We start from the raw sequence: 24207 nt of genomic DNA on the forward strand, positions 1-24207 counted from the left end.
GGATCGGGACGCTGACGCCCCGGTCCGGCACGCCCGCGTTCAGAACGCCGCAGACAGCCCGGCGAAGGCGGTCACGCTGTCGCGGTCGTCGCGCAGCGCATAGCCCGCGACGCCCGCGCGCAGCGACAATGCGCCGGCGACCTGTCCGTCGACCCCCATTGCATAGCTCATGTAATTGCGATCGGCGCGTTCGACGCTGCTGGTGAAGCGGATCGGCGCGCCGGTCGGGGTCATCGTCAGCGTGCGGGCATCGTCGTCGAACTCGCGCTCATAGCCCGCCCGCACGAACACGCGGACCGGCTCGCCCGGCAGCGACCGCACGACCGCGCCGAACCGACCGGTCAGGCTCTCGATCTGCTGGCGACCGAACGCCGCCGCGGTCGACAGCCCGCCCGCCTCGGCATAGCCCGCCAGCCGGACGCGGTCATATTGCACCGCCAGATCGGGCCCGAAGGCGAGACCGCCGGTGCGGACCAGGTCGAGCGCGCCCGTGATCCGGCCCGCGACGTAATTGCCGTCGGTCTCGCCGTCATGCGTGCGGATCGTCGGCCCGAGCTGCACGCTGCGCTGGATCTGGCGATAGTCGATCTCGCCATAGCTGCCGTCCGCCAGCAGCCGGACCGGCCCCAGCTCGCCGCGTGCATAGCCGCTCGCGGACCAGGCGCGCGGCTTGTAGCGTCCCGCGCCGTTCTGGAAATCGCCCGTCCCGTCCGAATAGGCGCCGGCGATCCCGACGCCCGAGGCCGCGCCGATCGCGAGGTCCGCACCCAGCGTCCCGCTGAAGCCCCGCTCGGTGATGCCGACGCGCTGCGCCGAATTGCCGCTGGCGTAATAATGATAGGCCGCACCGCCGAACACCGACAGCGCGCGACCGTCACGCTGCGACCCGCCGCGTTCGGGCCCCTCGAGCAGGTCGCGTTGCGCGCGGAACATCGCCTGCGCCGCATAGCCGAGCCCGGCGATCTGCTCGGGCGCCTGGACGAGGCTGGCGATCGCCTGCCCCTGGATCCGCTGGGTGATGCCCGCGGGGTGGACGCTGTCGGCGAGGATATAGGTCTCGTTCGCATTGGGCGTGACCAGGGTCGCGCGCGTGCAGGCGAGCGACGAGGGCACGGTGCAGGCGACCCCGGTGATGTTGGTGTAGCCATAGGTCGCCGGGCTCGTCACCAGTTCGTTGAACAGCCGGTCGGTATCGAAATACAGCGCGTTGACGTTCGCCGCCGCGAGCGCTGCCGCATAGGTCCGGTTGAACAGCGCGAGCCCCGCCGCGCCGCCGGTCTGCACCGCGAGCGTCACGATCCGCTGCGCGCCTGCGCTTTGCAGCCGGCTGACCTGCGTGGCGAGCTCGGTCGCGGCGGTGGTCAGGATCGCATTGTTGGTGCTGCCGCCGGCCTGGAACGCGAAATAGTCGTTGCCGCCGCCCTGCACATAGACGAGGTCGCGCGGCCCGAACGTGCCACCCGCGCCGAGGAAGTTGGTGATCTGCGTCGTGATCGGGATCGATAGCGCGTTCGCCGCGGTCACGCGCGCGCCACCGACCGCATAATTGGTCCCGCCCTGGCCATAGACCGGGGTCAGCGGCAGCCCGAGCCGCGCCGCGAGCACTTCGGGGGCGACCGGATCGGGATTGGTCGTGAAGCTGCCCGCGTCGCGCGGCAGCCGCGGGTCGAGCGTCAGATAATAGCCCCCGTCGGCGAGGCTGTCGCCGAACACGACCATGCGGTTGACCGGGGCGGCGGCGGCGGTCGCGCCACTCGCGGTCTGGGCCTGCGCGGGGGATGCGATCGCCAGGGTCGTGCCCAGCAGCGCCGCGACGGCGGACGTCGTTTTCATAGATCCTCTCCTGTGCGGCAAGGGGTCGTTGCCCCCTGCTCTGGCACTGTCGTGGATCTGTCACATTGTGACGTCAAGCCGTCTCGCGCGGGGTATCAGCCGTCGAGCTGTGCGCGGGTCGTCGCGCCGACGCGCATGCCGGTGACGCTGACGACCAGCGTCTCCATCTGCGCCTCGACGAACCCCGCGGCGAGGAAGGCGCGGATCTCGGTCATCGGCAGCGCGAAGCCACGCCGCCATGCATAGACCGCCATCCGCCGCAGCGCCTCGAGCCGCGGATCGGCGAGCTGCGACCGGCTGCCCAGCCCGAACAGCCCGCCCATCGCGCGCGACACCGCGCCGGGGCTGGCAAGACTGCGCAGCGTGTCGCGCTTGGCAAGCGCGATGACGCTCCATTCGAGCGCGGAAAAGCCCGCCGTCTCGTCGGCCGCGTCTCCAGCGAGATCGACCACCAGATCGGCGGCCATATCCGCGGCGAGGTTAGCGACCGGATTTACCGGCGCGGCGGCTGCGACCCGCGCGGTGTTGCGCGTGCCACAGGGTGCGGCGAAATGCGTGTCGAGGTCGAGATAGGCCATGAATATCCCCTTTCGGATCGGGCAGCACCGGACCTGCGTCGATGGAGGGTCCATCGGCACGGCATGGGGCAGCGCGGGTGCGGTCGTGGTGACGGTGTCGTTCCGACGTCGGAGCAACCTTTGATACCGAGCGGTATACAAACCGATCGACCCGAACGTCAATCGCCTTCTGTACCGGGCGGTAGTTTTTTTATACGTTGGGGTTGCCCGCCGCCCCGCCGAGAGAAATCTACTGAGCGACATCAATTTCCCGGGTGGCTGACGACGAGCCGTCGCTGTGTTGCGACGAACCGCCCGGCGCCCGCCGGCTCCCCGCCAGACTGACGCGTTGGGACAGCATCTTTGGACAGGAGAACGGACATGTCGCAGTCCCCTACCGACCATACCGACGACGCGCCCCCGACGACCTGGAAGAAGGGCGATCCGATCGCCGCCGAGGGCCTGCCGACCACGACCGGGGACAGCATCGTCGGCCGCACGGTGACGATCAATCGCCCGGCGGCCGAGCTGTTCGCCTATTTCCGCGACTTCACCAACCTGCCGCGCTTCATGGAAAACGTCGTGTCGATCACCCCGATCGACGCCACGCGGTCGCACTGGGTGGTCAAGGCGCCCGCCGGCCGCACGGTCGAATGGGACGCGGTCGTGACCGACGAGACGCCCGACCGGGTGATTGCCTGGACGTCCGAACCGGGCGCCGATGTCGCGAACAGCGGCCGGGTCGAGTTTCGCGATGCCGGCGCGCGCGGCACCGTCGTCACCGCGACGATCGTCTATGATCCGCCCGCCGGCATCGTCGGCAAGATCGTCGCCAAGATGTTCCAGCGCGAACCCGCGATCCAGGCGCGCCGCGACCTGCGCCGGTTCAAGCAACTGATGGAGACCGGCGAGATCGCGACCGGCTCCTTCACCCGCAAACAGCATGACGAGGAGTTCGCCTGATGCGCGCATTGGCATGGCATGGCCGCCACGACGTCCGCGTCGACACGGTCGACGACCCCGAGATCCTCAACCCGCGCGACTGCATCATCAAGGTGACGTCGACCGCGATCTGCGGCTCCGACCTGCATCTCTATGACGGCTATATCCCGACGATGCAGGCGGGCGACATTCTCGGCCACGAATTCATGGGCGAGGTCGTCGAGACCGGTCCCAAGTCGACGCTGAAGAAGGGGCAGCGCGTCGTCGTGCCGTTCACGATCGCGTGCGGCAGCTGCTATCACTGCGGCAAGCATCAATATTCCGCCTGCGACAACGGCCTGCCCGCGGACAATCAGGACATCGCGCAGGAGCTGTACGGCCAGCCGATGAGCGGGCTGTTCGGCTATAGCCACATGACCGGCGGCTATGCGGGCGGCCAGGCGGAATATGTCCGCGTGCCGTTCAGCGATGTCGGCCCGATCGTGATCCCCGACGGGATCGAGGACGACAAGGTGCTGTTCCTCTCCGACATCCTGCCGACCGGCTGGCAGGCGGCGGAGAATGCGCAGATCGAGCCCGGCGACACGGTCGCGGTCTGGGGCTGTGGTCCTGTCGGGCTATTCGCGGTCCAGTCGGCATTCCTGATGGGCGCCGAGCGCGTGATCGCGATCGATCATTTCCCCAAGCGGCTCGCACTCGCCAAGCGGTTCGGCGCGGAGACGATCAACTTCGAGGAAAGCGCGGTCTATGAGGCGCTGATGGCAATGACCGGCGGGATCGGGCCCGATGCGGTGATCGACAGCGTCGGACTGGAGGCGCACGGGTTCTTCGTCGACAACGTCATCGACCAGATCAAAAAGTCGACCTTCCTCGGCACCGACCGCGCGCATGCGATCCGCCAGGCCATCATCGCCTGCCGCAAGGGCGGCCGCGTCTCGATGCCCGCAGTCTATGGCGGGCTCGTCGACAAGTTCCCGCTCGGCGCGTTCATGGAGAAGGGGCTGACGCTCAAGACCGGCCAGACGCACGTCCAGCATTACATGCCCGCGCTGCTCAACGCGATCCTCGAAGAGAAGATCGACACGACCTTCCTCATCTCGCACCGCATGGATCTCGAGGAGGCGCCGCAGGGCTACAAGATGTTCCACGACGATCAGAACGAAGTGACCAAGGTCGTGCTCAAGCCCGGCTTCAACTGAGAGGATATCGACCCATGGCTACAGCATCACCACACGGCAAATTCGCCGTCATCACCGGCGCGTCGACGGGCATCGGCTTCGAACTCGCGACGATTGCGGCGCAGGACGGCTATGATATCCTCGTCGTCGCGGACGAGGCGCTGATCGAGGCGGCAGCGGCCGACTTCCGCCAGTTCGGGACCACGGTAACGGCGCTCGAGGCCGACCTGTCGACCACCGACGGCGTCGACGCGCTGCTTGCGGCGACCAACGGGCGCCAGATCGACATATTGTGCGCCAATGCCGGTCGCGGTCTGGGACACGGTTTCCTCGACCAGAGCGTCGCCGACTGGCGCGCGGTGATCGACACCAACATCACGGGCACGCTGTATCTGGTACAGAAGGTGCTGCCCGCGATGGTCGCGCGCAACGACGGCAAGCTGCTCGTGACCGGGTCGGTCGCGGGCTATATCCCCGGCGCATTCCAGGCCGTGTATAACGGGACGAAGGCATTCATCGACAGCTTCACCGAAGCGCTCCGCAACGAGATCAAGGATGCGGACGGCGTCACGCTGACCACGCTGATGCCGGGGCCGGTCGACACCGAATTCTTCGACCGCGCCGACATGAACGACACCGATGTCGGCACCGATCCCAACAAGCGCTCGCCTGCCGATGTCGCACGCGACGGTTGGGACGCACTGATGGCGGGCAAGGGCTCGGTGTTCTCGGGCTGGATGACCAAGCTGCAGGGCGTGATCGCCAATGTCGTACCCGGCTCGGTCCTCGCCGAGCAGCATCGCAAGATGGCCGAACCCGGCAGCGCGAAGGACTGATCGCGCGTGGAGGCGACGCGGCGGACTGCGGTCTGCCGCGTCGTTTGCCACGATAAACATCGGCATGGTAGGTCGGCGGCTCAGCCAGGAGCCCCTATCGTGCCCGATCAGCCGCCATCGTCCGATACCGTCCCCCCGCCGCTACCGCTCGACGAGCAGCTCTGTTTCTCGCTCTACGCCGCGACGATCGCGATCAACCGTGCGTACAAGCCAATGCTCGACCAGCTCGGCATCACCTATCCGCAGTTCCTCGTGCTCCAGACGCTGCACGAGGCGGAGGATGGCCGGACGATCGGTGCGATCGCCGAACGGCTCGCGCTCGAACCCAGCACGATCACCCCGCTCGCCAAACGGCTGGAGGCGGCGGGGCTGGTCACGCGGCTGCGCAACCCGGCGGACGAGCGGCAGATGCATGTCCGACTCACCCCGGCGGGCCGGACCTGCTGGGCGGGTACGGGGTGCCTCGGGCCGATGATCGTCGACCGCAGCGGGATGACGCCCGACCGGCTGCGCGCACTCAACGCCGAGGTCACCGCGCTGCGCCGCGCGCTCGGCGATCCGGATAGCGCAGGACGCTAGCCCCCCGCCGCCAGACCCGCCGACGTGCAATGCCAACGATGCTTTCCCATATAGGTCAGGCACCTGACACGATCGGGGCACGAACGGAGACGAAGCATGGCAGGCGGCTGGACGCGCGATGGCGCGGTGCAGGATCAGATCGACGATACCGTGATGGATGCGGTGATGGCGGCGCGTGCGCGGATGCCGGTCGGCGAAAGCGAGGAACAGTGCATCGCCTGCGGCGACGACATTCCGGAAGGGCGGCGCCAGGCCGTGCCGGGCGTACGGACGTGCATCGCCTGCCAGAGCGGTCGCGATCGGCCCGCGGCCTCGCTGTTCAACCGCCGTGGCAGCAAGGACAGCCAGCTTCGCTGATGCGGAGGGTGATGGGGGATCGCGTGCCGCCTGGGTCGGCGCTAGGGGTGACGCCATGCTGACGACGACCGCGCTGCAACCGCTGGCCCACGACCTAGACGAGACCGTGCCCGATTTCGTCGTGATCGACGTTGAGACCGCCTGTGCGCGCGTCAGCAGCATCTGCCAGGTCGGGATCGTCGGCTTTCGGGGCGGTAACGAAGTCTTCGCCTATGAGACGCTGGTCGATCCGCGCGATGAGTTCCACGCGTTCAACACGCGGATCCACGGCATCGCCGCGCATCATGTCGTCGGCCAGCCGAGCTTTGCCGACATCCATGCGACGGTGACCGCGCATCTGTCGGGGCGGACCACGGTCGCGCATTCCTATTTCGACAAGGGGGCGCTCGCCGCCGCGTGCCGCGTGCATGATCGCCCGGCGATCGAGACGACCTGGCTCGACAGCGTGCGCGTCGCCAAGCGCGCCTGGCCCGATCTGGCGAACCACAAGCTCGGGCAGCTCGCGCACTATCTCGGTATCGAGCATCGCCATCACGACGCGCTGAGCGATGCGCGCGCCGCGGGCTGGGTGATCGTCAAGGCGATCGACCATACCGGGCTGACGCTCGCCGACTGGCTCGCCCCGCCGCGCGTCGCCGGCCCCGCCCCTGCCGCGGCGCTCGACGGGCCGTTGCGCGGCGAACGGATCGCGCTGCTCGGCCAGCCGCGCGACGGGCCGCTCGCGCACCGTGTCGCCGCGCTCGGCGCGCGGGTGATGACCTCGGTCGGCGCGACCACGACGATCCTGCTCGTCGCCGGCCCCGACCCGCAGGCGCGCGCGCTGCGCACGCATCCCGCCCGGCTGAAGGCGGAGGCCTATCGCCGCGACGGTGGCGCGATCCGGATCCTGGGCGAGGCCGATCTGGACGCGCTGCTCCACCGGGTCTGACGTCGGGACGTGCCGGGGATCGGGTAAAGCTTCCGACATCGCATGCGGCTGTTTGCCCGGCTCGGCCGTTGGGGGCGCGAACATCAGGAGTTTGACGATGAAGGCCATGACGCTGCGATCGCCCGCGGGGCTCGACACGCTGCAGAGCGAAGACCGTGCGGATCCGGGCGTGCCGGGCGCGGGAATGATCCGTGTCGCGCTGCACGGTAGTTCGCTCAACTACCATGATCTGGGCGTCGTCACCGGCCGGATGCCGACCGAGGACGGGCGCATCCCGCTGTCCGACGGCGCCGGCGTGGTCGAGAGCATCGGCGACGGCGTGACCGAATTCGCGGTCGGCGATCAGGTCGTGTCGTGCTTCTTCCCCGACTGGCAGACCGGCACGCCGACGATCGGCGATTTCTCGCGGACGCCCGGCGACGGCATCGACGGCTTCGCACAGGCGTATGTCGTCCTGCCCGCGACCGCCTTCACGCACACGCCCAAGGGCTATGACGCGGTGGAGGCGGCGACGATCACCACCGCCGGGCTGACCGCGTGGCGCGCGCTCGTCGTCGACGGCAAGCTGAAGGCGGGCGACACCGTACTGCTGCTCGGCACCGGCGGCGTGTCGATCTGGGCGTTGCAGATCGCCAAGGCGATGGGCGCGCGGGTCGCGATCACCTCGTCATCGGATGAGAAGCTCGACCGTGCGCGCGCGCTCGGCGCCGACTTCACGCTCAACTATCGCGACGAGTCCGACTGGGGGCGCAAGGTCGTCGACTGGACCGGCGGGCGCGGCGTCGACCATGTCGTCGAGGTCGGCGGCCCGGGCACGCTGGCGCAGTCGATCACTGCGGTCCGTGTCGGCGGGCACATCTCGCTGATCGGCGTGCTGACGGGCAACAGCGGCGAGGTCCCGACCGCCGCGCTGATGGGCAAGCAGGCGCGGCTCCAGGGCCTGATCGTCGGCAGTCGTCAGGAACAGCAGGACTTCGTCCGCGCGATCGACGCGACCGGGATCAAGCCGGTGGTCGACCGCCGCTTCCCGCTCGACCAGCTCGCCGAGGCGTTCGCCCTCCAGCAGAGCGGCGCGCATTTCGGCAAGATCGGCATCGAATGGTAAGCGCAACTTTTGGGTAATTACCCCCGGTGCGGCGGGATCGCTGCCGCGCCGGTCAGCCGCGGCGGGCGGTAGTCGAGCGCGGCGTGGTCCGCGCTCGGATACCGGACCTTGGACGGCCGACCCTCCCCGCGCATCCGCCGATCCGCCTCGTCCCAGCCGGGCAGGTTCGCGGTCTCGGTGGTCCAGTGGGTGATGCTGGCTTCGTCACACCAGTGCATCAGCTTGGGCATCGCCTTCAAATGCGACCCGTCGGTAATATAGCGCTTCATATCCGCGGCATCGCGCCAGACCGTCATCGTCCAGAAGGTCAGCGCACGGTCGCGCAGGATGGCCCCGGTAAGATACCCGTCGGCACGCCGCACCTGCGCAGTGGTCCTGAGCGCATCGAGCGCGAACAGCGGCAGGAACCGCAGCGCACGTAAGCGAAGCCGGGTGACGCTGACAAAGGCCATGCGCGACACCTACGCCTGCCCGCATCGCCCAGCAACTGCGCGATCGGGCCTGCGCGGCGGAGCGATGCGCGTGCTGGTTCGTTCGACCCGCATATCCCCCCTAAACTATACCCAGGACACGAGATTATGAGCGATCCCCGCAGCAGCGCCCCCACGTCCTTTCCGAACGAGCCGCAGCAGCCGAGCCCCGGTCTCGAGGTCGAAATGCGCAACAAGCCCGATCACGGCGAGGACAGCTATGTCGGCAAGGGGCTGCTGAAAGACCGCGTCGCGCTGATCACCGGCGGCGATTCGGGCATCGGTCGCGCGGTCGCGATCGCCTATGCGCGCGAAGGCGCCGACGTCGCGATCTCCTATCTCGCCGAGGAACAGGCGGATGCCGACGAGACCAAGGCCTGGGTTGAGAAGGCCGGCCGCCGCTGCATCCAGCTGCCCGGCGACATTCGCGACCGCGATCACTGCGCGGCGCTGGTCGAGCGTACCGTCGCGGATCTCGGCAAGCTCGACATCCTCGTCAACAACGCCGCCGCGCAGACGATGAACGAAACGCTCGACGATATCGACGACGACGAGATGCAGGATGCCTTCTCCGCCAATGTCTTCGCGATGATCCGCCTCGCCAAGGCCGCGGTGCCGCACATGAAGCCGGGCGCCGCGATCGTGAATTCGACCAGCGTGCAGGCGAAGATCGCGACCGAGAACATGATCGTCTATTCGACCACCAAGGGCGCGATCGCGAGCCTGACGATCGGGCTGTCCAACCTGCTCGCCCCCAAGGGCATCCGCGTCAACTGCGTCGCCCCCGGCCCCGTCTGGACGCCGATCCAGCCGATCGCCAAGGGCGGCGACGAGCTCGAGACGCTCGGCCAGAACACGCCGCTTGGCCGCGCGGGCCAGCCGGGCGAGCTCGCTCCGGCCTATGTCCTGCTCGCCTCGGACGAGGGCAGCTACATGTCGGGCGCGCTGCTGCCGGTGACGGGCGGCATGCCGATGCTGTGAGCGCCCGCCCCGCGCTGCACTTTGTCGGGTTTCGCGGCGACGAATACAGCGCCGCGCTGCGCATCTTCGGCCCGCCGGATTTCATCCATATCGGATGGGACCGGTGGGCCCGGCAGGAGGTGATGCCGGGCGACATCGCCGTCTTCGCACGCGGCACCGCCGACGACGAACCCTCTGTCTACAGCGTCCCCGATCTCCGCGAGCGCTGACGCTGCTCCCTTCGATTTCTCCAGAACAAAGATCCTTCCATGTCAGACCCCAGCGTCACGACCGACTATTCCGCGCGCGATTCGCGGATCGCGATCAACACCTTCACGACGGTGCTGCGCCGTCCGCAGGTCCCGCATGAGGTCTTCGCGACCTATTGGCGCGACGTGCATGGACCGCTCTGCTCGCGCATTCCCGGGCTCGGCTGGTACGTCCAGATGCATCTCGATCGCGCGCAGGACGCGCATCTCTGGCCGGCGATCGACGGGATCGCGCCGTTCGACGACTATGTGCTCGATGGCGGGGTCGAGATCGGCTTTGCCAGCGCCGCGGATCAGGAAATTTTCAACGCCGCCTGCCCGATCCTGTTCGCCGACGAACAGAACATGTTCGCCGCGACCGTCGCCTATGCGCTGCCGCAGGGCTCACGGACGCTGGTCGACCGGATCGCCAATCCGGTACCCAATGGCGGGGAGAGCATCGATCGGCTGCACGTCCATTTCGGGATCGGCGACACCGATGCCGCCGGATTTGCGGGCTTCATGACGCAGTTCGCCGAGACGCTCGCCGCCGACCCTGCAGTGCTGAAGCTGCGGCTGCATCTGCCCGAGCGCTACGACAATGCGAACCCCGCACCGCCCGCGCCCGACGTCGCGCACACCGTGCCGCCCGAGCGTGAACAGGTCGCGATCCTCGAGCTCGCCTTCGAGACGCCGATGACCCGCCGCCGCTTCTTCGCCTCGGACCGCTTCACCGCCACGATCGACGGACAGAAGGCGCATATCGGCCATGTCGCGGCGTTCGCGGTCAGCGGCGTCTACACCTATGTCCGCGACGGCGAACTGACCGTCGCGGGCCTGCGCGGCAGCCGTCCCGCACAGCTGATCGAGCGGCTGGGCGCCGCTAACCAGGTGCAGGACGACGTCCGCAAGCTGCTGCTGACCGGGGCGCTCTGACCCCGCTCATTTAGTGCGCGAGGAAGACGGGGATCGGGCTGCTGGTCAGCATGGTCCGCGTCACCCCGCCGAACAGCGCCTCGGTAAAGCGCAGATGCCCGAACCCGCCCATCACGACATAGCCGTACTGCCCGCTCGCGGCGGCGGCGAGCAGCTGTTTGGGCGCGCCGCCGGGCTGGACCTCGATCCGGCGGATGACGGGGTGGATGTCGTAGCGCGACAGATAGGTGGCGGCGTCCTCGATCGGCGACGCCATCGCCCCGTCGTCGACCGAGAACAGCGTGACCTGGTCGGCGAGCCTCAGCATCGGCACCGCCGCGCGCAGCGCCGCCGCGGCGCAGGGCGACCCGTCCCATGCGACCAGTGCGGTCGCCAGGTCGATCCCCCGGGACTCGCCCGGCACCGCAAGCACCGGCTTGCCCGACTTGACGATCAGCTCGCTCGCGGTGCGGCGCATGTCGATCACCGACGGGTTGTCGAGCCGGCGGTTGAGGACGATGACGTCGGCGAGTGCCGCGGCACGGACGATGCACGCCGCCGCCTCCCCGGTCGCGTCGACCCAGTTCCACGCGACATCCTCGCGCGCGAACCGAGCCTCTAGCGTCACCTTGTTGGCACGCTCGCGCGTCGTTTCGTCGGCCAGTACCGCCGCCATCGCATAGCCGGCCTCGCTATAGTCGTTCCCCAGGATCGGCGGGATATAGGTCACGTCGAGACAGGTGATATGCCCCGTCAGCGCCCGCCCGAGATCGAGCGCCGCCTGGAGCCGGGCCTCCTGGCCCTCGTCGTCATGCGCCAGCACCAGAATGTTTTTCATCGGACGCCTTTCGGGTTGGATACAGCCCCGTTGCTAGGCCGTCCGGCTGGCGCGCGTTATTGCGGTTTATACGGATCCGCCGCGGGTCGCGGGGTCGCGGGCCGCTCGGTGAACTCGCGCTCGACGATCGTGATGCGCGCGACCATCGCGACGAAGAAGGCGGTCGACCAGCCGAGCAGGATCACGCCATTGGCGCCCTCGATCGCGCCGACGATCCGCCACGATTCCCCGAGCAGCACGTCGCCATACCCGATCGTCGTGTAGGTCGCGGTCGAGAAATACAGTGCGGTGCCGAAATCGGCGAGTGCGCCCGTCCCGCTGTACAACAGCGCATAGGCCCAGATCTCGATCCCGTGGACCACGAACAGCGCGGTCGCGGCGCCGACGATGCCGATCACGTCATGCCAGCGCCGCCGCACCCCGGTCCTGCGCCCCTGCCGCCGGATCACCAGCAACAGCCCGGCCAACCCGGCAAGATGGACCAGGATGGTGGCCAGCACCATGCCCGTCGCCACCGCGAGCTGGACGAAGAGGTTCATCGCTCCAGCCTAGGGCGGCCGCCTGCGGTTTCCCATGCGGGTATCTACCTAGACCGGCCCCGGTGCAGGCGGGATGACCACTGTACGCCGATGGCCGCGCGGCGTAGAACCGGACGACCGGGGAGACAGCAGATGACGGCACGACGCGATGGCGCACGGCGCTACAATTTGGGCGCGATCGCGTTCCACTGGATCATCGCAGCGCTGGTCTTCATCCAGCTCTATGTCGGCTGGACCTTTGCCGACATGCCGCGCGGCGACCTGCGCACCGGCTGGTTCGACTGGCACAAGACGCTCGGCTTCACGATCCTGCTGCTCAGCATCGCCCGGCTGATCTGGCGGATCGCCAATCCGCCGCCGCCCTTCCCCGCTGCACTACAGACCTGGGAACGCGTGCTCGCCCGCGCCAACCACGCGCTGTTCTACGTCATCCTGATCGGCCTGCCCGCGACCGGGTGGATGTATCTGTCGACGGGCAAGCCCGCGCTGACCAGCAGCAGCACCTCGCTGATCGGCGGCTTGAGCTGGCCGTTCATCCCCGGCCTGCCGCGCGGCGCGCATGAGGGGTTCGAAGAGGCGCACGGCCTGCTCGTCTGGCTGACCTGCGCGCTGCTCGTCCTGCATGTCGGCGCCGCGCTGAAGCACCAGTTCGTCGACCGTATCGGCAACCGGATGCTGCCGTCGGGCGCGCGGGGCGACGGCTGACCGCCGCCCCGCCGCCTCAGCGACGCGGCATCCGCGCCGCGGTCGCCTCGATCTCGACGAGATAATTGGGGCCCGCGAGCGCTGCGACCTGCACCGTCGACCGCGCGACCGTATTGGGGTTGTCGGCACTTCCGAAGAACTGCTTGAAGCCGTCGTTCATGCCGGCAAAGTCCATCTTGCCGTCGCCGCGCTCCGGGTCCGCGGTAACGAACACCGTCAGCTTGTAGACATCGGCCATCGTATAGCCATGCTCCGCCAGGATCGCCTTGATCTTCGTGAAGATGCTGACCGTCTGCGTCCTGGTGTCACCGAACGACTCGACGCCGGTGACCGGTTTCGACGGATCGATCGGCGCGGCGAGTTGCCCCGACAGCACCAGCGTTTCCGCGCCCGCGGGGATCGTCACGCTCTGCAGGATCAGCGACGGCCCCGGCCCCGGATTGGCGTGGCGGACGATCTGCGCGGTTGCCGGCGTCGCGAGCATCGCCGCCGCCGCCAGTCCCGTTCCCAGACCGGCACGGGTCAATGTACGCGAGACGCGGTTTACGATCGGTCGCACTGGCATGGTCGTCTCTCCTAAAAATTCGGTGGTCCCGCGCGTCAGCACGCGTCGGGCGTGTGAAGCGCCTTGGTCATCGGCACGAACGGAACTGCGATCCCGTCCGCGTCGACGGTGATCCCGGGCTCCGCGACGAAGCCGTGGCTTTCGTAGAAGGGGACCCCCGACAGCGTCGCCATCAGCGCGAGCTTGTCGAAGCCCGCCTTCCGCGCCGCCGTCTCGCTCGCCGCCATGATCGCCGATCCCACGCCGCGCCGTGCAAAGCCGGGGGCGGTGAACATCGCGCGGATCCGCGCCGCATCCTGCCCCGGCACCAGCAGCGCGGCGGACCGGTCGGCATAGCGGTCGCCGCCGAACAGCGTGGCGAAGCGGCTCCACCCGCCGCACCCCGCCAGCGCGCCGTCGATCTCCGCGACGAGGTAGCTGCCGTCGTCGACGAGATCGGTGTCGACCCCGAAGATCGTCCGGATCGCACTCGCCAGCGCATCGGGGGCGTAGAAGCCCTGCCCCAACGTCGCCGCCGACGTCGCGATCAGCTGCTCCAGCGCGGGGATGTCCTCGCGCCGTGCCGCCCGGATCGTCACCCCGCCCGTCGTCGCCGTGCTCATCACCATGCCGATCACACAGCCACCCGGTCCGTCCGCGCGCCCAGATCGGCCCGTTGCAGCCCCGCGATCGCGGCGATCGCGTGGTGCGCGGACTGGACCGCGCCTTCCTGCCATCCCGGCGTCTGGCTCAGCGCGGCGCTGGCAAAGACGGTGCGGCCCGCGGGCTGGCACAACAGACGATAGCCTTCGGTATCGATATCACCCTCCTGATGTCCCGCCATCCCGACGAACCAGTTCGGCCACGGCCCCAGGCTGTACGGAATCTTGTTCCAGTTGACCGCGACGCCGTTGACCAGATCCTTGCCATGCCCCGGGTGCAGCCGCTCGACCGCCGCGCGCGCCCGCTCGACCTGGTCGGCGATCGGCAGCTTCGCAAAGCCTTCCGCCCGCTCCCCCGAGGTGTAGCAGGCCAGCAGCATCCCGCGCGGGCTGAACAGCCCCGCGCTCGGATACCAGATCAGCGACGTCTCGCCACCGACGAACGAGATGCCGCCATAGATCTGGTCCTGTTCCCAGAAGCGCGGCGAATCGAACGCGACCTTGTTCGAATGGTCGTACACAACGCCCGCAATCGCCTGCACGACGGGTTTCGCAAAGTCGCAATCGACCTTGGCGAGCACCGGAAAGGGGATGGTGCAGACCGAGAAATCGGCGCGCGCGATCCGGCCCGCGCCCGTCTTCGTATCGCGCCAGGCGATCTCGACGCCATCGGGGCGGTTACGGATCCGCGTCACGTCCGCGCCGCGCACTACCTTGCGGGTCAGCGCGCGCTCGAACCCCGCCGGGATCCGGTCCATCCCGCCGACCGGCTGGAACATCGTCGCCTGCATGTAGACATTGTCCTCGAACAGCATCGCCGGCAGCTGTTCGTTGGCGAGCAGCCGGTCGAGCGGCATCGGCGCGGGCGGTCGCGCGAAGACGCCGACGCCGGCGTCCGGAAACGCCTGGAACCCCGATCGCAACGTCCCTGCGAAATGCCCCGTCGCATCGAGATCGCCATAGGTCTTTAGGAACGGCAGCAACGCCTGCTTGTCCGCTGCGCTGAGACTCTGGTCGAGCGCGCCCTGGTTCACCGCCTTCATCAGCAGTTCGGCGACATGCCCGCGCGTGTCGTTTATCGCGGTGCGCATCCGCACCTTGTCGCCCTTCTGCCCCATCAGGAAGGCGCTGCGGCTCGAATTGATCTCGACCTCGAGCGGGACGCCGAGCTTGCCGCAATAACCTAGGATGCGGTGGTGGAAGCTCGGCAGCCGCGCCGGCCCGGCATTGAAATAGGCGCCGTCGGAGAAGCGCGCGACCTGGTCCGTCTCGCCGTCCATCACGATCCGGTCGCCGTCGCGCACCGTCCAGTTGCGCCCGCCGACCCGGTCGCGCGCCTCGAGCACGGTGACGTCGAACCCCGCCTGCTGCAGTTCATAGGCGGCGACCAGCCCGGCGATCCCCGCCCCCAGCACGATCACCGATCGCCCCTTGCCAAAGCCGGCGGGCAGATCGGGCATCGGCGCCGCCGCCGCGACATTGCCCGCGATACCCAGCGCCTCCATCGCGCCGAAGGTCGCGGCCGCGCCGCCCGCCATGCCGATATGCTGTAGGATCGATCGCCGCGTGATCATCTGTGAGTCCGCCCCGTTTGCGCGGCCTCGACCGCGCGTCCCCTGGAAAGTCGCTCACCTTCGCGTCGTCCGTCCTGTTGGCTCGGATCCGCGGCACACTCCCCCGGCGACCGGCGCGTTGCCCGCACCAGCTCGTTATCGTTCGTCCCTGCGTTTTGTTATGACCGCATGACACCCCAATTGAATCGATCGCGCAAGCAGTTTTTGTCCTGTTTCGCGCGCATCCCGGTGCTATTGTTGCGCGCAAGGAGATTGCGGTATTCCAATCCATCGCTCCGCCGCCGTGCGGTGCCGGTCCGTCCATCATGCACCGCGAAAGCCGGAGCAATCGGCAGAGCCCGCGGCAACCCGCACCCGCCATCCCGCGTTAAGCCCGCGCACATGATCAAGGTCGCCAGCTATAATATCCACAAGGGCATCGGTCTCGACCGCCGCCGGAACCCCGAACGCGTGGTCGAGGTGCTGCGCGAGATCGACGCCGACGTCATCGCGCTGCAGGAGGCGGATCGCCGGTTCGGCACACGCGCCTGCGTGCTGCCCTATCACCTGCTCGAGGAGCATAGCGACTGGAAGCCGATCCCCGTCAGCCTCAGTGCGCTCAGCATGGGGTGGCACGGCAATGTCGTGCTGGTGCGCAAGTCGGCGGTGATCGTCGACAGCGAGGCGATCCACCTGCCCTCGCTCGAGCCGCGCGGCGCGGTGATGGCCGACGTGCGGACCGCGGGCGGGATGATCCGCGTCGTCGGCATGCATCTCGACCTGTCGGGGCTGTGGCGGCGGCGTCAGGCGGCGGCGGTGCTCGCGCATGTCGACGCCTGTGCGACCCGACACCCTACCGTGCTGATGGGCGACCTCAACGAATGGAGCGCGGGCTCGGGCTGCCTGCGCGACTTCGGACGCGACTTCGCGTTCGCCGATACCGGCGCAAGCTTTCATTCGCGCCGCGCGATCGCCCGGCTCGACCGGATCATGGCGTCGCGCGACCTGCGCATCGCCAGCTGCGGCGTGCACAGCAGCGCCGCGGCGCGCAAGGCGTCGGATCACCTGCCGATCTGGGCGACGCTGGAGCCCGCATGATCCGGACCGGCGTCGTCAGCTATCATCATTGCCCGGTCGGAGGCTGAGCGGGTGCGCGAGAAGGAGCTTCGTCTCGCTTTGGTCTGCTATGGCGGGATCAGCCTGGCCGTCTACATGCACGGCATCACCAAGGAGATCTGGCATCTCGTCCGCGCCAGCCACGGCCATCATGCCGGTGGTGACCGCGGGACCGGCAGCCAGGCGGTCTACCGCGACCTGCTCGACGAGATCGAGGCGCAGGGTGCGCTCAAGGTCCGCGTGCTCGCCGACATCATTGCCGGTGCCAGCGCGGGCGGGATCAACGGCATCTTCCTCGCCCAGGCGATCGCGACCGGGCAGAGCCTCGATCCGCTCACCGATCTCTGGCTGAGCTCGGCCGATGTCGAGGCGCTGATCGATCCCCATGCCGCGCCGCATTCGCGCTTCTCGAAGGCCTGGGCGCTGCCACTCGCCTGGATGGCGGCGGGGCGCAGCGCGGACAAGGTCCAGACGCTCGACGACACGACGCGCGAGGAGGTGAAGGCCAAGCTGTCGCATTTCGTCCGCTCGCGCTGGTTCGAGCCCCCGTTCGGCGGCGCGACCTTTACCGGGCTGCTGCTCGACGCGTTCGACGCGATGGCCGCCAGCGAGCGCGGGCCGCGGCTGTTGCCGCCGGGCCAGCCGCTCGACCTGTTCGTGACGGTGACCGATTTCACCGGCCATCCCGAGCGGCTCAAACTCAATTCGCCCCCCGAGGTGGTCGAGACCGAGCACCGCGTCGTCGTCGACTTTTCCGATCACGGCACGCCGACCGACAGCCTGGCGGACATCCCCGAACTCGCCTTTGCCGCACGCGCGACGTCGAGCTTTCCGGGTGCGTTCCCGCCGTTCATGGTCGCCGAGCTCGACGGCGTGCTCGCCGATCGCAAGACGTCCTGGGCGTCGCGCGATGCCTTCCTCAAGCGTATCCTGCCCCGCCAGTCGGCGACCAACGGCGCGGATCAGGTCGTGCTGATCGACGGGTCGGTGCTCGCCAATGCGCCGTTCCGCCCCGCGATCGACGCGCTGAAGGAACGCCCGGCGCGCCGCCAGATCGACCGCCGCTTCGTCTATATCGATCCGTCGCCGGGGATGAAGTTCCGCCTCCCGCCACAGAATGGCACGCCGGGCTTCTTCCAGACGATCATCGGCGCGATCAGCGAATTGCCGCGCCAACAGCCGATCCGCGACAATCTCGACGCGATCGCCGCGCGCTCGGCGCAGATCGACCGGATGCGCGCGATCATCGATGCGATCCGCCCCGATGTCGAGGCGGAGGTCGAGCAGCTGTTCGGGCATACCCTGTTCCTCAACAGCCCGACTGCGGCGCGGCTCGCCAACTGGCGCGCGCGTGCGCAAAAGGCCGCGGCGGCCAGCGCGGGCTATGGCTATGCCGCCTATGGCCATCTGAAGGTCGCGGGCGTGGTCGAGACGCTGACCTCGCTGCTGTTCCACGCCGGCGGCGAACCCGGGCCGCAGCGCTGGGACCGGATCCGCGCGGCGATCGCGACCGCGGTGACGCAGAGCGGCGCCGAAGAGATCGGCGCGGCGCATGGCGGCGGCGCGAGCCCCGCGACGATCGCGTTCCTGCGACGCTTCGATCTCGGCTTCCGGATCCGCCGGCTGCGCCTGATGGCACGCCGCCTGACGGTGCTCGAGGCCGAGGTCGAGGAGGTCGCACTCGCGCCGATCCGCGATGCGATCTATGCGTCGCTGTCGGACTATCTCGAATGCCAGCGGACCGACGCGCATGCCGCGCTGCGCCGCGAGGTCCGCACGCTGCGCGACGACGCGATGCCGCTGCTCGACGCGCTGGCCGCCTCGCTCGACCTCAACCGCCGCGACGCCGAGACCGACATGCGGCTCGCGGAGGCTTTCGTCGCGCTCGACCGGCCGGTGCGCCGCTCGATGCTGCTCGCCTATCTCGGCTTCCCCTATTTCGACACCGCGACGCTGCCGCTGCTGCAGGGCGAGGGGCTCGACGAATTCGACCCGATCAAGGTCGACCGGATCGCCCCCGACGACGCGGTCGCGATTCGCTCGGGCGGGGCGGAGGCGACGCTGAAGGGGATCCAGTTCAACAGCTTCGGCGCGTTCTTCAGCCGCGCCTACCGCGAGAACGACTATCTCTGGGGCCGGCTGCACGGCGCCGAGCGCATGATCGACATCACCGTCTCGACGCTGCCCCCGTCGGTGCGGATGAAGCCCGGCCGTGTCGCCGCGATCAAGCGCGCCGCGTTCCTCGCCATCCTCGACGAGGAGGAGGAACGGCTGACCGCGGTATCCGGCCTGTTCGCGGATCTGCGCCGCGAGATCGGCTGAAACGCACCGTCGGCGACCGCCGGCCCGGTCCGGAACAGGGTTAAGTTGGCGCAAGGCTGGCCAAAAGCGGACGGCGGCTTTACCCCCGGGCGGATGCAAGGGGATAAGTCATGCAGTTCCTGAAGATCCTGTTCTGGTGCCTGCTGGCGTTCATCGCCGCAGTCTTCACCATCGCCAACTGGGCGACCGTGCCGATCCGGCTCTGGGGCGGCCTGATCGCCGACGTGAATCTGCCGATGCTGTTGCTGGTCACGTTCCTGATCGGGTTCCTGCCGACCTTGCTCTACAATCTCGCGATGCGCTGGCGCCTGCGTCAGCGGCTCGCGACCGCGGAGCGGACGATCCTCGACCTGCGCGCCGCGCATGCCGTGCCGCCGGTGGGCTACCCTACCCCGTCCTATCCGACTCCGTCCTACCCTGAGGAACCGGCCGTCGCGTCCGCCATCCCGCCCGCCGCCGCGCCGACCGCGGTCCCGCCGGGAGTCGCATGATGAGCAGCCCGATCTATGTCGCGATCGACACCCCCGATCTGGCCCGCGCCAAGGCGATCGCCGGGCGCGTCCGCCACCATGTCGGCGGGATCAAGCTCGGCCTCGAATTCTTCTGCGCGCACGGCCAGCCCGGCGTGCATGCGATGGCCGAGTTCGACCTGCCGATCTTCCTCGATCTCAAGCTGCACGACATTCCCAATACCGTCGCCAAGGCGGTGCAGGCGCTCGGCGGGCTCGCCCCCGCGATCCTGACCGTTCATGCCAGCGGCGGTCGCGCGATGCTCGAGGATGCAAAGGCCGCCGCGCCGGTCGGGACCAAGGTCATCGCGGTGACGATGCTCACCAGCCTCGATGCTTCCGATCTCACCGCTACCGGGATCACCGGCAGCGCGCATGACCATGTCGCACGGCTGACCGAACTGGCGCGCGACTCCGGGGTCGACGGCATCGTCTGCTCGGGCGCCGAAGTCGCCGCGGCCAAGGCGATCTGGCCCAGGGGGTTCTTCGTCGTGCCCGGCGTCCGCCTGCCCGACGGCCATGTCGGCGACCAGAAGCGCGTCGTCACCCCGCGCGCGGCGCTCGACGCGGGCGCCTCGATCCTCGTGGTCGGTCGCCCGATCACTCAGGCCGAAGACCCCGACACCGCCGCCCGCGCGATCGCCGCGACGCTCTGACCCCCACCGTCCACCGTCATCCCGACGCGCTACCCCCGTCATCCTGACGGAGAATGTGGGAATGCACAGGCCGCCGGGATCTAAGGAACACCATGACTACCGCCAAGATCTGCGGCCTCTCGACCCCCGCTACGCTCGACGCCGCGATTCGGCACGGGGCGAGCCATGTCGGCTTCGTCTTCTTCCCCGCCTCGCCGCGCCACGTGACCTTCGACAAGGCCGCCGAACTCGCCGCGCGCGTGCCCGGCCATGTCGCCAAGGTCGGTGTGTTCGTCGATCCCGAGGACGAGATGCTCGAACAGGCGATCGCATCCGCGGCGCTCGACGTGCTGCAGCTCCACAAGGTCACCCCCGCACGGGCCGCCGCGATCCGCGCGCGGTTCGGGATCGAGTTGTGGGTCGCCGTCGCGGTGCGCACGCGCGGCGATCTCGACGGCGCGCATGCGTTCGTCGGTGTCGCGGATCGCATCCTCTACGACGCGAAAACCCCCGACTCGGCCGCGCTGCCCGGCGGGATGGGGCTGCGCTTCGACTGGGACCTGCTCGACGGGTTCCGGCATCCGCTGCGCTGGGCGCTGTCGGGCGGGCTCGACCCGGCGAATGTCGCCGAGGCGATCCGGCGGACCGGCGCCGAACTGGTCGACGTGTCCTCGGGGGTGGAGAGCGAACCCGGCACGAAGGACGAAGCCAGGATCGCGGCATTTCTGAAGGCAGTCGCTGCGCTCTAGCACCACCCCGGCGAAGGCCGGGGCCCAGTTGGGGACGGTGCATTGCCGGGTCCTGCCCGTCACCACGACCTTCCCGACTGGACCCCGGCCTTCGCCGGGGTGGTGCGTATCAGAAACGCTAGGGGTGACAGCGTTTTCCGAAATGCTAAAGCGCTCCGCATGAACGCTCCCAACTCCTACCGCGCCCAGCCCGACGAACGCGGCCATTTCGGCGATTTCGGCGGCCGTTACGTCGCCGAGACGCTGATGCCGCTCGTCCTCGAACTCGACGAGGCGTATCGCGCCGCCAAGGCCGACCCTGCGTTCAAGGCGCAGTTCGACGACCTGCTCGAACATTATGTCGGCCGCCCGAGCCCGCTCTATTACGCCGAACGCCTGACCGAGGCGCTGCGCGAATCCGCAGAACCCGGCATGGGTGCGCAGATCTGGTTCAAGCGCGACGAGCTCAATCACACCGGCGCGCACAAGATCAACAACTGCATCGGCCAGATCCTGCTTGCGATCCGGATGGGCAAGACGCGGATCATCGCCGAGACCGGCGCGGGCCAGCACGGCGTCGCGACCGCAACCGTCTGCGCGCGCTTCGGCCTCCCTTGCGTGATCTACATGGGCGCGAAGGACGTCGAGCGTCAGGCGCCCAACGTGTTCCGCATGAAGCTGCTCGGCGCGGAAGTCCGTCCCGTGACCAGCGGCGCGCACACGCTGAAGGACGCGATGAACGAGGGGATGCGCGACTGGGTCGCGAACGTCCACGACACCTTCTACATCATCGGCACCGCGGCTGGCCCGCACCCCTATCCCGAGATGGTCCGCGATTTTCAGAGCGTGATCGGTACCGAGGCGCGTGCGCAGATGCTCGACCGCGTCGGCCGCCTGCCCGACCTGCTCGTCGCCGCGATCGGTGGCGGATCGAACGCGATCGGGCTGTTCCACCCGTTCCTCGACGATGCCGATGTCGCGATGCTCGGCGTCGAGGCGGCGGGCCACGGGCTCGACAAGCAGCATGCGGCGAGTCTTGCGGGCGGCTTCCCTGGCGTGCTCCACGGCAACAAGACCTATCTGCTGCAGGACGAGGACGGCCAGATCACCGAGGCGCATTCGATCTCGGCGGGGCTCGACTATCCGGGCATCGGCCCCGAGCATGCCTGGCTGCGCGACATCGGCCGCGTCGACTATGACAGCGCGACCGATCAGGAAGCGCTCGACGCGTTCCAGCTGCTCTGCCGGACCGAGGGCATCATCCCCGCGCTCGAACCATCGCATGCCATCGCGACCGTCACCAAGAAGGCGCGCACGATGCGGCAGGACCAGATCATCCTGGCGAACCTGTGCGGCCGCGGCGACAAGGACATCTTCACCGTAGCCGAAGCACTCGGGGTGGCGATTTGAGCCGCCTCGCCGCCACCTTCGCGCGTACCGCGGCCGAGAACCGCGCCGCGCTCGTCGCATTCGTCACCGCGGGCGATCCCTCGACCGCCGCGACGCCGGCGATCCTCGACGCGCTCGTCGCGGGCGGCGCCGATGCGATCGAGCTCGGCATGCCGTTCACCGATCCGATGGCCGATGGCCCCGCGATCCAGGCTGCCAATATCCGCAGCCTCGCGCAGGGGACGCGCACCGCGGACATCCTCGCGATCGCCACCGCCTTCCGCGCACGCCATCCCGAGACGCCGCTGGTGCTGATGGGCTATGGCAACCCGATGTTGCGGCGCGGCGCCGACTGGTTCGCGCAGGCCGCGGCGACTGCGGGCGTCGACGGCGTGATCTGCGTCGATGTGCCGCCTGAGGAGGATGATGCGCTTGGGCCCCAGCTGCGCGCCGCCGGGATCGACCTGATCCGCCTCGCCACCCCGACCACCGACGCGGCCCGGCTGCCGACCGTGCTCGATGGCGCGAGCGGGTTCCTCTATTACGTCTCGGTCGCGGGCATCACCGGGCTGCAACAGGCGCAGCAATCCTCAATCGAAGACGCGGTCGCGCGGTTGAAATCGCAGACCGACATCCCGGTCGCGGTCGGCTTCGGCATCCGCACCCCCGAACAGGCGGCGAACGTCGCGCGCGTCGCCGATGGCGTCGTGGTCGGCTCAGCGATCGTCGAGCTGGTCGCCCAGCACGGCACCGCTGCGGCCGAGCCCGTCCGCGCCTATATCACGTCTCTCGCCGATGCCGTCGCGTCCGCAAGAAAGGAAATTCGCATGGAGATCGGCGCATGAGCTGGCTCAACAGCGTCCGCAACGTCCTGCCGTTCGTCGCCAAGCGCGAGACCCCCGAAAACCTCTGGCACAAGTGCAAGGGCTGCGGGCAGATGGTCTTCACCAAGGAGCTGGAGGAAAATCTCCACGTCTGCCCGAAATGCGACCATCACGACCGCATCGGGCCGAAGATCCGCTTCGCGCAGCTATTCGACGAAGGCAGCTGCAGCGAGCTGCCCGCGCCGCCGGTGCCCGAGGATCCTCTCAAGTTCCGCGACCAGAAGCGCTACACCGATCGCCTGAAGGCCGCACGGACCGACAACAGCGAGCGTGACGCGCTCGTCAATGCCCGCGGTGCGATCGACGGCCACCGCGTCGTCGTCGGCGTGCAGGATTTCGGCTTCATGGGCGGGTCGATGGGGCTCGCGGTCGGCGAAGCCTTCGTCCGCGGCGTCGAGGCAGCGATCGAGGACCGCGTCCCCTATGTGATCTTCACCGCCAGCGGCGGCGCACGCATGCAGGAGGGTATCCTCAGCCTGATGCAGATGCCGCGCAGCACCGTCGCGATCCAGATGCTTCACGACGCCGGCCTGCCCTATATCGTCGTGCTGACCGATCCGACGTCGGGCGGCGTGATGGCGGCCTATGCGATGCTCGGCGACGTCCAGATTGCCGAACCCAAGGCGACGCTCGCCTTCACCGGCCGCCGCGTGATCGAGAGTACGATCCGCGAAAAGCTGCCCGAGGATTTCCAGACGTCGGAATATTATCTCGAACACGGGATGATCGACATGGTCGTCCACCGGAAAGACCTGCGCGAACAGCTCGGCACCGTCATCGGCTATCTGAGCGCCCGCGAAGCGGCGTAACCTACCCCCTCTCCCCTCGGGGGAGAGGGTCGGGGTGAGGGGCAGCCCACACTGCTGCGCCCGGAA

Annotated in this window: 27 protein-coding genes; 19 read left to right on the top strand and 8 right to left on the bottom strand. The window is 68.6% G+C overall.

The annotated features are described in order from the left end of the window. Positions 1-39 precede the first annotated feature (39 nt). Positions 40-1833, bottom strand: coding sequence for an autotransporter domain-containing protein (locus tag GV027_RS03700; protein WP_159511030.1), 1794 nt, complete (start codon positions 1831-1833; stop codon positions 40-42). Between the two features lie 95 nt (positions 1834-1928). Beyond that, positions 1929-2411 (bottom strand): hypothetical protein, encoded by a 483-nt coding sequence (locus GV027_RS03705; RefSeq protein WP_159511031.1) that lies wholly within the window; start codon positions 2409-2411, stop codon positions 1929-1931. 360 nt (positions 2412-2771) lie between these two features. Here GV027_RS03705 and GV027_RS03710 point away from each other — a divergent pair, with 360 nt between their 5' ends. From GV027_RS03710 to GV027_RS03740, 7 genes are all read left to right on the top strand, one after another. Continuing rightward, positions 2772-3353, top strand: coding sequence for an SRPBCC family protein (locus GV027_RS03710; protein ID WP_159511032.1), 582 nt, complete (start codon positions 2772-2774; stop codon positions 3351-3353). Further along, positions 3353-4531 carry a zinc-dependent alcohol dehydrogenase gene (locus GV027_RS03715; protein WP_037530290.1) on the top strand — a complete coding sequence of 393 codons (1179 nt, stop codon included), beginning with the start codon at positions 3353-3355 and terminating at the stop codon, positions 4529-4531. Before GV027_RS03710 ends, GV027_RS03715 begins: the two co-directional genes overlap by 1 nt. Positions 4532-4545: 14 nt before the next feature. After that, positions 4546-5346, top strand: coding sequence for an SDR family NAD(P)-dependent oxidoreductase (locus GV027_RS03720; protein ID WP_159511033.1), 801 nt, complete (start codon positions 4546-4548; stop codon positions 5344-5346). Between the two features lie 99 nt (positions 5347-5445). Further along, entirely contained in the window at positions 5446-5925 is a 480-nt protein-coding gene (locus GV027_RS03725; RefSeq protein ID WP_031439715.1) for a MarR family winged helix-turn-helix transcriptional regulator, read from the top strand. A gap of 96 nt (positions 5926-6021) precedes the next feature. After that, positions 6022-6282, top strand: coding sequence for a DksA/TraR family C4-type zinc finger protein (locus GV027_RS03730; RefSeq protein ID WP_031439716.1), 261 nt, complete (start codon positions 6022-6024; stop codon positions 6280-6282). Between the two features lie 55 nt (positions 6283-6337). Beyond that, entirely contained in the window at positions 6338-7210 is an 873-nt protein-coding gene (locus GV027_RS03735; protein WP_159511034.1) for an exonuclease domain-containing protein, read from the top strand. 97 nt (positions 7211-7307) lie between these two features. Then, positions 7308-8315, top strand: coding sequence for a zinc-dependent alcohol dehydrogenase family protein (locus tag GV027_RS03740; RefSeq protein WP_159511035.1), 1008 nt, complete (start codon positions 7308-7310; stop codon positions 8313-8315). Positions 8316-8332: 17 nt separating this feature from the next. Here GV027_RS03740 and GV027_RS03745 read toward each other — a convergent pair whose 3' ends face one another. After that, the gene (locus GV027_RS03745; protein WP_159511036.1) at positions 8333-8767 is read right to left on the bottom strand and encodes a DUF3291 domain-containing protein; all 435 of its coding nucleotides are present in this window, start codon (positions 8765-8767) and stop codon (positions 8333-8335) included. A 126-nt stretch (positions 8768-8893) separates the two neighbouring features. Here GV027_RS03745 and GV027_RS03750 point away from each other — a divergent pair, with 126 nt between their 5' ends. Genes GV027_RS03750 through GV027_RS03760 form a run of 3 tightly spaced genes read left to right on the top strand, consistent with a single transcriptional unit; the run spans position 8894 to position 10929 of the window. Then, positions 8894-9766, top strand: coding sequence for an SDR family oxidoreductase (locus GV027_RS03750; RefSeq protein ID WP_236559042.1), 873 nt, complete (start codon positions 8894-8896; stop codon positions 9764-9766). After that, a complete protein-coding gene (locus GV027_RS03755; RefSeq protein WP_037529043.1) occupies positions 9763-9975 on the top strand; it encodes a hypothetical protein in 213 nt (70 codons plus the stop codon). The genes GV027_RS03750 and GV027_RS03755 overlap by 4 nt, the downstream gene beginning before the upstream one ends. 39 nt (positions 9976-10014) lie before the next feature. Further along, positions 10015-10929 (top strand): hypothetical protein, encoded by a 915-nt coding sequence (locus GV027_RS03760; RefSeq protein ID WP_159511037.1) that lies wholly within the window; start codon positions 10015-10017, stop codon positions 10927-10929. A 10-nt stretch (positions 10930-10939) separates the two neighbouring features. On the opposite strand, the gene GV027_RS03765 is transcribed toward GV027_RS03760, so the two are convergent. After that, complete coding sequence (locus tag GV027_RS03765; RefSeq protein WP_107932523.1) at positions 10940-11746, bottom strand: universal stress protein; 807 nt, start codon at positions 11744-11746, stop codon at positions 10940-10942. A 56-nt stretch (positions 11747-11802) separates the two neighbouring features. Beyond that, entirely contained in the window at positions 11803-12285 is a 483-nt protein-coding gene (locus tag GV027_RS03770) for a potassium channel family protein (RefSeq protein WP_159511038.1), read from the bottom strand. Between the two features lie 132 nt (positions 12286-12417). Between GV027_RS03770 and GV027_RS03775 the strand changes: the two genes are divergently transcribed. Then, entirely contained in the window at positions 12418-12990 is a 573-nt protein-coding gene (locus tag GV027_RS03775; RefSeq protein ID WP_159511039.1) for a cytochrome b, read from the top strand. A 16-nt stretch (positions 12991-13006) separates the two neighbouring features. On the opposite strand, the gene GV027_RS03780 is transcribed toward GV027_RS03775, so the two are convergent. Genes GV027_RS03780 through GV027_RS03790 form a run of 3 tightly spaced genes read right to left on the bottom strand, consistent with a single transcriptional unit; the run spans position 13007 to position 15770 of the window. Next, positions 13007-13555: a RidA family protein gene (locus tag GV027_RS03780; RefSeq protein WP_159511040.1), complete on the bottom strand. Its 549-nt coding sequence runs from the start codon at positions 13553-13555 to the stop codon at positions 13007-13009. Between the two features lie 35 nt (positions 13556-13590). Beyond that, positions 13591-14157, bottom strand: coding sequence for a GNAT family N-acetyltransferase (locus GV027_RS03785; protein ID WP_159511041.1), 567 nt, complete (start codon positions 14155-14157; stop codon positions 13591-13593). Between the two features lie 11 nt (positions 14158-14168). Next, entirely contained in the window at positions 14169-15770 is a 1602-nt protein-coding gene (locus GV027_RS03790) for a flavin monoamine oxidase family protein (RefSeq protein WP_328799368.1), read from the bottom strand. Between the two features lie 381 nt (positions 15771-16151). Between GV027_RS03790 and GV027_RS03795 the strand changes: the two genes are divergently transcribed. The 8 genes from GV027_RS03795 to accD all read left to right on the top strand — a co-directional run bounded on the left by GV027_RS03795 (position 16152) and on the right by accD (position 24141). Further along, on the top strand, positions 16152-16847 hold the full coding sequence (locus GV027_RS03795; RefSeq protein ID WP_159511042.1) for an endonuclease/exonuclease/phosphatase family protein: 696 nt from the start codon (positions 16152-16154) through the stop codon (positions 16845-16847). Between the two features lie 51 nt (positions 16848-16898). After that, positions 16899-19187, top strand: coding sequence for a patatin-like protein (locus GV027_RS03800; RefSeq protein ID WP_159511043.1), 2289 nt, complete (start codon positions 16899-16901; stop codon positions 19185-19187). Positions 19188-19297: 110 nt separating this feature from the next. Continuing rightward, positions 19298-19678 carry a LapA family protein gene (locus GV027_RS03805; protein WP_042467388.1) on the top strand — a complete coding sequence of 127 codons (381 nt, stop codon included), beginning with the start codon at positions 19298-19300 and terminating at the stop codon, positions 19676-19678. Further along, complete coding sequence (gene pyrF / locus GV027_RS03810; protein ID WP_159511044.1) at positions 19678-20352, top strand: orotidine-5'-phosphate decarboxylase; 675 nt, start codon at positions 19678-19680, stop codon at positions 20350-20352. The genes GV027_RS03805 and pyrF overlap by 1 nt, the downstream gene beginning before the upstream one ends. 92 nt (positions 20353-20444) lie before the next feature. Further along, positions 20445-21080, top strand: a complete 636-nt coding sequence (locus tag GV027_RS03815; RefSeq protein ID WP_159511045.1) for a phosphoribosylanthranilate isomerase — start codon at positions 20445-20447, stop codon at positions 21078-21080. A gap of 159 nt (positions 21081-21239) precedes the next feature. Continuing rightward, on the top strand, positions 21240-22469 hold the full coding sequence (trpB, locus tag GV027_RS03820) for a tryptophan synthase subunit beta (protein WP_031441224.1): 1230 nt from the start codon (positions 21240-21242) through the stop codon (positions 22467-22469). Continuing rightward, the gene (trpA, locus tag GV027_RS03825) at positions 22466-23293 is read left to right on the top strand and encodes a tryptophan synthase subunit alpha (protein WP_159511046.1); all 828 of its coding nucleotides are present in this window, start codon (positions 22466-22468) and stop codon (positions 23291-23293) included. The genes trpB and trpA overlap by 4 nt, the downstream gene beginning before the upstream one ends. Further along, the gene (accD, locus tag GV027_RS03830; RefSeq protein ID WP_031395022.1) at positions 23290-24141 is read left to right on the top strand and encodes an acetyl-CoA carboxylase, carboxyltransferase subunit beta; all 852 of its coding nucleotides are present in this window, start codon (positions 23290-23292) and stop codon (positions 24139-24141) included. The genes trpA and accD overlap by 4 nt, the downstream gene beginning before the upstream one ends. Positions 24142-24207 lie beyond the last annotated feature (66 nt).

The organism is Sphingomonas sp. T1 (genome assembly GCF_902506585.1).
GTDB classification, from domain to species: domain Bacteria; phylum Pseudomonadota; class Alphaproteobacteria; order Sphingomonadales; family Sphingomonadaceae; genus Sphingomonas; species Sphingomonas aerolata.

Excerpts from the sequence above, each read along its gene's own strand:
- GV027_RS03700 (WP_159511030.1), bottom strand. The coding sequence starts at position 1,833 with ATGAAAACGACGTCCGCCGTCGCGGCGCTGCTGGGCACGACCCTGGCG.
- GV027_RS03705 (WP_159511031.1), bottom strand. The coding sequence starts at position 2,411 with ATGGCCTATCTCGACCTCGACACGCATTTCGCCGCACCCTGTGGCACG.
- GV027_RS03710 (WP_159511032.1), top strand. The coding sequence starts at position 2,772 with ATGTCGCAGTCCCCTACCGACCATACCGACGACGCGCCCCCGACGACC.
- GV027_RS03715 (WP_037530290.1), top strand. The coding sequence starts at position 3,353 with ATGCGCGCATTGGCATGGCATGGCCGCCACGACGTCCGCGTCGACACG.
- GV027_RS03720 (WP_159511033.1), top strand. The coding sequence starts at position 4,546 with ATGGCTACAGCATCACCACACGGCAAATTCGCCGTCATCACCGGCGCG.
- GV027_RS03730 (WP_031439716.1), top strand. The coding sequence starts at position 6,022 with ATGGCAGGCGGCTGGACGCGCGATGGCGCGGTGCAGGATCAGATCGAC.
- GV027_RS03735 (WP_159511034.1), top strand. The coding sequence starts at position 6,338 with ATGCTGACGACGACCGCGCTGCAACCGCTGGCCCACGACCTAGACGAG.
- GV027_RS03740 (WP_159511035.1), top strand. The coding sequence starts at position 7,308 with ATGAAGGCCATGACGCTGCGATCGCCCGCGGGGCTCGACACGCTGCAG.
- GV027_RS03745 (WP_159511036.1), bottom strand. The coding sequence starts at position 8,767 with ATGGCCTTTGTCAGCGTCACCCGGCTTCGCTTACGTGCGCTGCGGTTC.
- GV027_RS03750 (WP_236559042.1), top strand. The coding sequence starts at position 8,894 with ATGAGCGATCCCCGCAGCAGCGCCCCCACGTCCTTTCCGAACGAGCCG.
- GV027_RS03760 (WP_159511037.1), top strand. The coding sequence starts at position 10,015 with ATGTCAGACCCCAGCGTCACGACCGACTATTCCGCGCGCGATTCGCGG.
- GV027_RS03765 (WP_107932523.1), bottom strand. The coding sequence starts at position 11,746 with ATGAAAAACATTCTGGTGCTGGCGCATGACGACGAGGGCCAGGAGGCC.
- GV027_RS03770 (WP_159511038.1), bottom strand. The coding sequence starts at position 12,285 with ATGAACCTCTTCGTCCAGCTCGCGGTGGCGACGGGCATGGTGCTGGCC.
- GV027_RS03775 (WP_159511039.1), top strand. The coding sequence starts at position 12,418 with ATGACGGCACGACGCGATGGCGCACGGCGCTACAATTTGGGCGCGATC.
- GV027_RS03780 (WP_159511040.1), bottom strand. The coding sequence starts at position 13,555 with ATGCCAGTGCGACCGATCGTAAACCGCGTCTCGCGTACATTGACCCGT.
- GV027_RS03785 (WP_159511041.1), bottom strand. The coding sequence starts at position 14,157 with ATGAGCACGGCGACGACGGGCGGGGTGACGATCCGGGCGGCACGGCGC.
- GV027_RS03790 (WP_328799368.1), bottom strand. The coding sequence starts at position 15,770 with ATGATCACGCGGCGATCGATCCTACAGCATATCGGCATGGCGGGCGGC.
- GV027_RS03795 (WP_159511042.1), top strand. The coding sequence starts at position 16,152 with ATGATCAAGGTCGCCAGCTATAATATCCACAAGGGCATCGGTCTCGAC.
- GV027_RS03805 (WP_042467388.1), top strand. The coding sequence starts at position 19,298 with ATGCAGTTCCTGAAGATCCTGTTCTGGTGCCTGCTGGCGTTCATCGCC.
- pyrF (WP_159511044.1), top strand. The coding sequence starts at position 19,678 with ATGAGCAGCCCGATCTATGTCGCGATCGACACCCCCGATCTGGCCCGC.
- GV027_RS03815 (WP_159511045.1), top strand. The coding sequence starts at position 20,445 with ATGACTACCGCCAAGATCTGCGGCCTCTCGACCCCCGCTACGCTCGAC.
- trpB (WP_031441224.1), top strand. The coding sequence starts at position 21,240 with ATGAACGCTCCCAACTCCTACCGCGCCCAGCCCGACGAACGCGGCCAT.
- accD (WP_031395022.1), top strand. The coding sequence starts at position 23,290 with ATGAGCTGGCTCAACAGCGTCCGCAACGTCCTGCCGTTCGTCGCCAAG.